The organism is Paraburkholderia podalyriae (assembly GCF_014397785.1).
Taxonomy (GTDB): Bacteria; Pseudomonadota; Gammaproteobacteria; order Burkholderiales; family Burkholderiaceae; genus Paraburkholderia; species Paraburkholderia podalyriae.
In genome coordinates this window covers 1-3,450 of sequence record NZ_VZQQ01000166.1, presented here as the reverse complement: position 1 = coordinate 3,450, position 3,450 = coordinate 1, and the positions used below count along the sequence as shown (strand labels likewise).

5 protein-coding genes and 1 pseudogene are annotated in these 3,450 nt (G+C 60.5%); 1 reads left to right on the top strand and 5 read right to left on the bottom strand.

Features of this window, described 5'->3' with window-relative positions; genetic code table 11:
* Both F6X42_RS42045 and F6X42_RS45080 read right to left on the bottom strand, forming a co-directional pair.
* Positions 1-254 (bottom strand): annotated as a pseudogene (locus F6X42_RS42045) (hypothetical protein); the annotation flags it as partial.
* A 74-nt stretch (positions 255-328) separates the two neighbouring features.
* Positions 329-568: a hypothetical protein gene (locus F6X42_RS45080; protein WP_246530551.1), complete on the bottom strand. Its 240-nt coding sequence runs from the start codon at positions 566-568 to the stop codon at positions 329-331.
* Here F6X42_RS45080 and F6X42_RS45075 point away from each other — a divergent pair.
* Positions 497-646 carry a gamma-butyrobetaine hydroxylase-like domain-containing protein gene (locus F6X42_RS45075; protein WP_312893029.1) on the top strand — a complete coding sequence of 50 codons (150 nt, stop codon included), beginning with the start codon at positions 497-499 and terminating at the stop codon, positions 644-646. The two genes, F6X42_RS45080 and F6X42_RS45075, sit on opposite strands and share 72 nt — an antisense overlap.
* A 305-nt stretch (positions 647-951) precedes the next feature.
* On the opposite strand, the gene F6X42_RS42035 is transcribed toward F6X42_RS45075, so the two are convergent.
* The 3 genes from F6X42_RS42035 to F6X42_RS43660 form a co-directional block, all read right to left on the bottom strand.
* Entirely contained in the window at positions 952-2,115 is a 1,164-nt protein-coding gene (locus F6X42_RS42035; protein ID WP_187639649.1) for a TIGR03118 family protein, read from the bottom strand.
* Positions 2,116-2,639: 524 nt separating this feature from the next.
* Positions 2,640-2,951: a DUF4148 domain-containing protein gene (locus tag F6X42_RS42030; RefSeq protein ID WP_187639648.1), complete on the bottom strand. Its 312-nt coding sequence runs from the start codon at positions 2,949-2,951 to the stop codon at positions 2,640-2,642.
* A 311-nt stretch (positions 2,952-3,262) separates the two neighbouring features.
* Positions 3,263-3,450: hypothetical protein (locus F6X42_RS43660; RefSeq protein ID WP_222945929.1), on the bottom strand; the 188-nt coding region annotated here is incomplete at its 5' end.

Genomic DNA, 3,450 nt, shown 5'->3' with positions numbered 1-3,450 from the left:
CTATAGTCCACCTGCGCTTCCAGCAACTGTGCGGGCCAACCGGCAAACGACGCGCTAACGCGCTTCGCGAACTCCGCGACCTCCATGTCGGGCGGTACGGCGGCTAGCCATGCATGGGTGGCGAGAGCCGCGTCAGCGTCCAATAGATCGCGCACTGTGTCGCGCGGGTTGTTGGTTGCGAGCGCGGCAGCGATTGCTTGCAACGCCTCGCCGAGATGCAGCAGCAACGCGCGTCGTTCAAAAGCGTCTTTCATCTAACGATATCCGTCGGTAATTCGATTAAGCCATTTTAAAGTGCGTGGGACGTGAGAGCGCAATGGCGTGCAAGCTAAAAACCTTGCCACGGCCAGGAATCGAAAAGACCTGCCGTCGCAACTCGCAAAAACGGCAGAACCGGCGTCATCCTGTCGCCACCGCTCGACGCGATATCGATATCAGAAAGCGTGTGGCGGGTGCGCGAAGAAGCGGCGACCACGCTCGGAATACGCCTGACGAAATCCGCAACGACGTCACGGCGCGCGCGCTCACGCTGCATTGGGCGGCTGGCCGAACGCAGCGCGTCGCCCATAGCCGCCTGCGCGAGGCGTGCCCATGCGCGTACTGCAAGCGCATTCGCCCCACCGCAGCCGGTCGCGGAACTCGCTAGACGCGACCGGCTCTTCTGGGTGAGACCGGGAACGACCAGTTTTCGCGTCGGCTCAGGACTGGCAGCAAGTGCGAGAAGACCCCTGGATATTCTTTTGCCCGGAGCACAGCGGTCCCCCAATGTCCAGGTCGTGGCGACGACGAACGACGGTTACTGGCCGCCCTCTGCCTGTCGCGACCGACGACAGGCGTCATCCTTCGGATCGAACCAGAATCGACATCGTCAATGGTCAGCGACGTCGTGGTTCTGAAGTTATCCAGGGAGCCGCGTGCTAGCGGCTATTGCCCGTTCCGAGCCGACGCTCGTTACCTGGAGCCGCCTACTGGAGCGATGATGCCGAAAAGCCCATTTGTCTCCTTGTTAGGACCTGCCGAGAAGTACAGCGTGTCCGGACTCGAATTGCGGCCGCCACCAAGTGTCAGAGTCCACAGGCCGTCGATAGCCAGCGGATTGCCGGCCTCGTTCTCCAGTTGATCGACGAACCTGCCGTCATTGTCAAACACATTGATTCGGCCATTGCCGAAATTGCCAATGAGGATCTTGCCGCTGAAGCGACCGAATGCAAACGATGCGCGCGTGATGCCCCACGGCGAGTCGAGCGCTCCCTGGCTCGCAAAGCGGCGCAGCAGGTGACCGTCGGTATCGAATACATCGACGAATCCATGACCTCGGCCTGCAACGTCGTCGTGCTTCTTATCGTCCTGCTTCGCATAGGTAACGAAAAGGTCCCCATCGATGTTCGCGATGCCAAACGGGGCGTAACCGACCGGAATGTTCGGGTCGACGAAACCACCATCCGTCGTCGCGGGCGTGAACAGGTCGTTCGGACCGTTCGGTCCGAATACATCGATCTGGCCCGAGCGGAAGTTCGTCGCAAACAGGAATCCTCCTTGCGAATTCACTGCGAAGACCAACCCCTTGTAGACGGCCCCGTTGACGGCGGAGGGATTAGACGAGTTGTCGACCGCGATCACGGCGTTGTTCGCCGGATTTAACCCGCCGGCCCAAGCGGAAAGCGTGCCGTCTTCGGTGGCGAAGATGAATACGGCCGGGATCTTTGTACCTGGCACGAGAAAGGCTGTCGAAGGATTCCATACGATCCCGGTTGGCGCCGCGGGCGTGGGATTCGGTGGATGGTTAGGATAGACGGCACGACAGGCGCCGGCCGGTATGACGTTGCCTGGTAGCGGGATGGAGACCTGCAGCGTCGTCACTTTTGTCCCCTCGCCGTCATACAGCGTGGAGCAGCCCGTGGCATTGTCGTTGACCCAGAATGGACTTCCTGCCGGACTAAAGGCAATACCCCATGCGTTCTGCAATACCCCGTCGACCTTCGGGGCAGCACCTGCCAGGTTGGACACGAGTGGTTTGACAACGTAAGCTTCGTCGGCAGCGGCCTGCCCGATTGCGAAATTGGCGGCGAGGACAATCCCGGCCGCCGCTTTGAGACCCCACGAGATCTGAGACATAGCTTCCTCCTCGTCTGACTGGCGAAAACGCCGCAGGCTAAACGACCGCTGGGCCTCAAATATTCCCGCTCGACTCGAAAAAATCCGCTGGCCATCGGGTCGAATGGTGCGATAGGGGTCGGCCGCGGCCCTTCGACTCGATTCATAGTTCCGCGGGCCAGAGATGAGCTAGTGGCCGCTGAGTTCCGAAAACGGCCGTTGCCGTCGCGCAGACTCGAATGACTGCAAGGGGGTCGCGTGCTGCCGATCGCCGTCAGGCAGAGGGCGGCCATAAGCGGTCTTCCGAATGTGCCGTTGCAAGGTACGAAAAGGCTGTCAATGCCGATCTGGTGGCGCGAACTGGGCGATGTCAGTAACGCGGGCTAGTGGAGTGAAAAAACCGCAGCGCCCATGTACTTTCGTTGAAAGGGAGACCCGTGGGGCGATCTGCAGGCCACGCTCCAAGATATCGGCGCTGCCCTGCAATGCGACGCGCGGTTGCTGCGCGCTAACTCGGAGGAGGACCGTAGGGGCTCCGGGGCTTCTCACCTAGGTTGAGACGGCTCGCACTCTGTTTCGAACCAATGGTCGACCCGGCGCTGCGCCGCGTGTAGATCCGCTGGGTAGTTTGGGTCGTCGTGCCATGGTGATGGGTTGTAGCCCGCTTTGCTGAGAGCCGAAATCTCGCTTCGGTGTTGTGACCTCGTCCGAGGCGCGTTGCTTTTAGTCGCGGCCAGGTCATGGCACTCGGTTGGGGTCAGGTGTGGCCCGCTGTGTGGTACTCCGGCGGCGGCATAGCCAGTCAGAAGGAGCCCCAACGCAGCAAGCGTCGAGCAGCTTTTCGTGAGCTTTTCCATAGCGCATCTCCATGCGTCCGATTGGCGCAACGCAGCGGCGCGATGCCGCCGGTCGCCCGTAACTTCCTCGCCTATTTTGCCTTAGTCCAGTGACCGGAAGAGGTGCACTGTACAAAGGGAAGAAAGTCAGGCGCCAGCGCCTCGAATGATTATCGCAGTTTCGATAAGAGAAATACGCCCACCGGATGCCGGGCGTCCGAGAAACGTCGCGTTTCTGCCGACCGCGTCGGACAGCGGTCAGAGGAGATGGGTCGAGAACGTGGTCTTCGCTGATCGAAAAGCTGCGGGCTGACTGCTCGTCCTAGGTATCGTCAGCAATCCGCCGCATTGCCGACGCATAACCCGGACAGGCCCAATGTCGGTTTTGGGTTGCGGAGACGTTCGCGCGTCTCTGCGCTGGCATCATGAACCAAGTCTGGATAGTTCAAAATTAAATGAACCGCGGATTCGGCGTTCGTTGGACGGTTTCGCCGCAAAGCCTCATATCGTGGGTATGTGA

What these genes read in the sequence shown, in the direction of transcription:
- F6X42_RS45080 (WP_246530551.1), bottom strand. Translation starts at nt 568, where the DNA reads ATGGGCGACGCGCTGCGTTCGGCCAGCCGCCCAATGCAGCGTGAGCGC.
- F6X42_RS42030 (WP_187639648.1), bottom strand. Translation starts at nt 2,951, where the DNA reads ATGGAAAAGCTCACGAAAAGCTGCTCGACGCTTGCTGCGTTGGGGCTC.
- F6X42_RS42035 (WP_187639649.1), bottom strand. Translation starts at nt 2,115, where the DNA reads ATGTCTCAGATCTCGTGGGGTCTCAAAGCGGCGGCCGGGATTGTCCTC.